This is a genomic window from Arthrobacter sp. 05T47, from assembly GCF_056395825.1.
The window spans coordinates 1-3990 of sequence record NZ_JBFTKG010000080.1; the positions used below are offsets into that span (position 1 = coordinate 1).

The following is a 3990-nucleotide window of genomic DNA, read 5'->3' on the forward strand; positions in this document are numbered from 1 at the left end:
CATCCAAGGCAGCGAGGACAGCTTCCATAGCCCGCGAAACAGGGTTTGCGTCGGCGAAGCTGTACCCCTCGAAGATCGCGTCGAAAACTGGCCGGGTGATGAGATGTTGAGCCAACATCTCTATGGCTTCATCGGCCGAGATGCTGTCATTCAGATCGTCGCGGATTTCCGCAAGGAAGGCGTMGAATGCCGCACGCTCGGGGGTTCCGGCTTTCTGAACTAGCGCGGTGATGCGAGTGATGTGGGTCTGGGCGATCTTCGCAATATCGCCCGCCCAATTCTCCCAGTAGTCGCGCCTACCGCATTTCTTGACGATCTTCGCCATGATMGCCTTCGAGAACTCGTCGAAGATAAATTCGATCTGGCCGCCACCGGGCGCCGTGATGTCTAGCTTGTCGTCCTCGCTGCCATCGTCGTCCGGGGCGCTACCATGACCGATATTCGCTTTACCTTTCGACTTGTCCGCTTTGGTGGGCAGCTTGTTGCTTACGGCAATAACCTCGATCTGGCCGCTAACATCGACGCCCAAGTCCATCTTGTTGATCATCGCGTCGAAGCGTTCGTCGTGCGACCGTAGGGCATTCAAGATTTGCCAGACGACGCGATAGCGCTCGTTGTCGTTCAGGGCGTCCTCGGGCGACATTCCAGCGGGCACGCCGATGGGGAGGATCACGTATCCCATCTTTTTGCCTTCGGCCCTGCGCATGACGCGGCCTACCGACTGCACCACGTCGATCTGGGATTTCCGGGGGTGCATGAAGAGGATTGCGTCTAGCGCCGGAACATCGACGCCTTCGGATAGGCAACGAGCGTTGGTGAGGATGCGGCAGACGTCCTCGGTCTGTTCAGCCTTGAGCCATTCGAGGCAACGGTTCCGATCCTTGGCGTTGAAGGTGCCGTCAACGTGTTGCAGTTCGCAGCCCAGAGGGGTGCGGCCCGCCTCGGTCTCCTTGCCCTCCTCGGAGGCGAGGTAGTCCGCGACCACCGACGCGAATTGATCTTTGATCAGCTTAGAACTGGCGATGTCTTTGCAGAAAGCCAGTGCCCTGTGCATCGGCTCGCCATCGTCGCCGACATCTTGTTTCAGGTCGCCCTTGGTCAGGGCCTTGTAGCAACCGATGATTTTGGTGGCGTCGTCTAGTTTCAGTTCGTTGTCACCGGCCGCTAAGCGGCTCTGGATGCTGGAACTGACCATTCCCTCGTCCACGGCGAGGACAACGACCTTGTAGTCAGTAAGTAGGCCATTCTCGACCGCCCAACCAAAGCCCTTCTGGAAGAGGGTCGTGCCGTACTTGCTCTCGTCGTCCATAGAGCACAGTTCGACGGATGCCTCATTGGCTTTGGCCTTCACGCCATCACCGAACACGCGAGGCGTGGCGGTCATGTAAAGGCGCTTCTTGCCCTTGAGGTATGTCTGGTCGTGGACGCGGACGAAGTGGCTCTCTTCCTCACCGGCGAATGTCGCCCCCGTCGTCCTGTGGGCCTCGTCGCAGATAATGAGATCAAACTCGGGCATTCCGTGGTCGGTCTGCGCAGCCGCAACCACCTGAATTGACTGATACGTCGCGAATACGACCGTCATCCGGTCTGGCGCTGCGTGCGAGACCTTCTTCGCCAACTTGGCGGCGTTGGTCGTCGCCGGATAGTCGAGGTCGTGGGCTTCGACTTCCGCCACGTCATCGGCATTGCGGCGCCGTTTTCCAACCTGCGCGTCAGAGCAGACGGCGAAGGCTCGAAGTGGCGTCGTCGAGTCGATGGTCCATTCCCGAATGGTCTGGGACATGAGCGACAAGGACGGCACGAGGAACAACGCGGTCTTGCCGACGCCGACCATATCCTCCGCGATCTTGAGGCCGGTAAATGTCTTACCGGTGCCGCAGGCCATGATGAGCTTGCCACGGTCGCCCTCGGACAACCCCTCGCGCACGGCTGCGAGCGCCTGCACTTGGTGGGGGCGCGGCTTCTTCTTCTCGGCAACCTCCAGAGTGTCTTCAAAGAGGTACTTGGCCCAGTCGATGGGGCTTCCCGCTAGGCGATCCAGACCAATCCGCGAGGTTTCGATCTGCTGGCCGTCGAGGGCGTCTTCGGCGTGTCCACTCCACGGTGCGTCCGTGGTGTCGATGATCAATCGGCGGGTGAACGGGCTCTTTCCCGACGCCGTGAAGAAGCTGTCGATGTCGGCCCTCTGGATGCGGTGGCCTTCGTGATAGAATTTGCACTGGATCGCGCAAACGCCGCCGTCACGCATCTGGGCGACCACATCAATCCCGGTGTCGCGACCATCTCGGCCCGACGCTTTGGCCCAGTCTGCATAAAGCCAAGCGTCTTCGTATTCCTGCGCCATGCCGGGATCGCTCTTGATGAACTCCACCGCGATCCGTTCGAAGTACTTCCCTTTCTCATGTTCTGAGCGGGCGGCGTCGCGGAAGAATTCCAGCAGGGCGTTTAGGTCGGACATCGGTCACCGGAAGCAAGGCGCGTATCAGCGAGAGGAGGCGCCAAAGCTCGTCGCGACAGCGGCGCTTCCGCAGCCTGCACGCCTCCCTCATATTCGCGCCACCGTGGCGTGCGTCGGCGAAACTTGGAACCCTCTTCCGTCACAATCCACGAACCCGGAGGCACATACTGGGGTTGCGAGCGACCCCTTAAGTCGCTTTTCAGTGGACTCCCGGTCCCTCTTCCTCGTTAGATCGCCAGATGGGGGAAGTAACACCGTCGCTGACGCTGACGCTGGACCATGACGGTCCGATGCCTCTGGGGGCGTTTACAGACGCGCTATCACGCCTTTCCGGTCGCTATGGCAGGTACAGCCGGACACACGGTGAGGCAGATGCAGCGAAGCTCTACCTCGCCGAAATTCGCCAAGGCTCGATTGTTATTGATCTGGTCTCGACCGCGCTGGCGGCGCAGGCCGTTATCGAGGGTGCTGGTGGGCTCAACAACCTGTTCGAGTTCGGCAAGAACGTCTCTTCCCTGCTCGAAAAGTTTAGGTCCGGGGAAGCTAAAGCGGCCGACGTCAGCATTACAGACTGTGACGACGCGCGAGCCATCATCAAGCCCGTCCTGAACTCCGAAGGGGGCGGCCTCACCCTCGCTGTCAACGGCGACAACAACATCATTCAGCCGATCCTGCTTCATTTGAACCAGCACGAAGCGCAGGTAATCGACAACCGCGCCGCACTTCTGCGCAACACCCTGAGCACGGACACCGAGCAATCCGTTTCAAGCGCTCTGTTCGTTTGGAAGCAGATTCAGGATGGCCCCGGCGTTGAAGTCGGAAAACGGAGTCCTGATCGGGGGATCATCGCCAGCGTGGACAAGACCGCCAGACCGGTCATCTTCGCCGACGCCGCCGTGAAGGAAGACATGTATCGCGGCGACAGAAATCCGTTCGAGGTCGGCTTCGTGGTCGATGCTCGCATTCTGTTAGGCCCCAACGGCCCTGCCGGATACCGCATCACTGCACTGCACGACACAATCCCACTCGATGCGGAGTAGCGGGCGGCTACGATCCGGCCTTTACGCGGCCGACGACATCGCTGAACAGCGCCACAGGGTCGCGCTCTAACGCCTCGGCCAGCCGAATGAACTCGATGATGTCCAGCCGCCGCTGCCCCCGCTCGATCAGCGAGATGAATGTCTGATCACGCCCCAGCCGCTCCGCAACCTCTTCCTGCTTCAACCCGGCGCGCTTGCGGGCCTCGATCAACACCTCAACCAAGTGCTGATGGTCACCGCCGAAGATGGTTTTGGGCATGGATCGCCAGCCATGTTTGGACTGGCGCTCCACCTATATGCGTATTTTCCGTAGGACACTTTTCCGTATTTTTAGGAAATGGCCGCCATCGTCGCTGCATCCAGTTCTACGATGGAGACGCGATCATGAAGACCTTCAAGGCCACCGTGCGGATGAATGGCCGCGCCGTGGAAGTGCAGGTGCAAGCCCGCACCGCTGCTGACGCCAGATCGATGCTGGAGGCACAGTATGGC

General features: G+C 60.1%; 3 protein-coding genes. 1 reads left to right on the top strand and 2 read right to left on the bottom strand.

From position 1 onward, the window contains the following. Window positions 1–2458: restriction endonuclease (locus AC1DEY_RS22630; protein ID WP_476869954.1), on the bottom strand; the 2458-nt coding region annotated here is incomplete at its 3' end. 239 nt (window positions 2459–2697) lie between these two features. Here AC1DEY_RS22630 and AC1DEY_RS22635 point away from each other — a divergent pair. Next, on the top strand, window positions 2698–3498 hold the full coding sequence (locus AC1DEY_RS22635; RefSeq protein WP_476869955.1) for a hypothetical protein: 801 nt from the start codon (window positions 2698–2700) through the stop codon (window positions 3496–3498). A 7-nt stretch (window positions 3499–3505) separates the two neighbouring features. On the opposite strand, the gene AC1DEY_RS22640 is transcribed toward AC1DEY_RS22635, so the two are convergent. Continuing rightward, window positions 3506–3757, bottom strand: a complete 252-nt coding sequence (locus AC1DEY_RS22640) for a helix-turn-helix domain-containing protein (RefSeq protein ID WP_476869956.1) — start codon at window positions 3755–3757, stop codon at window positions 3506–3508. Between the last annotated feature and the right edge of the window lie 233 nt (window positions 3758–3990).

Coding starts and splice junctions, on each gene's coding strand:
- AC1DEY_RS22635 (WP_476869955.1), top strand. CDS start 2,698: ATGGGGGAAGTAACACCGTCGCTGACGCTGACGCTGGACCATGACGGT.
- AC1DEY_RS22640 (WP_476869956.1), bottom strand. CDS start 3,757: ATGCCCAAAACCATCTTCGGCGGTGACCATCAGCACTTGGTTGAGGTG.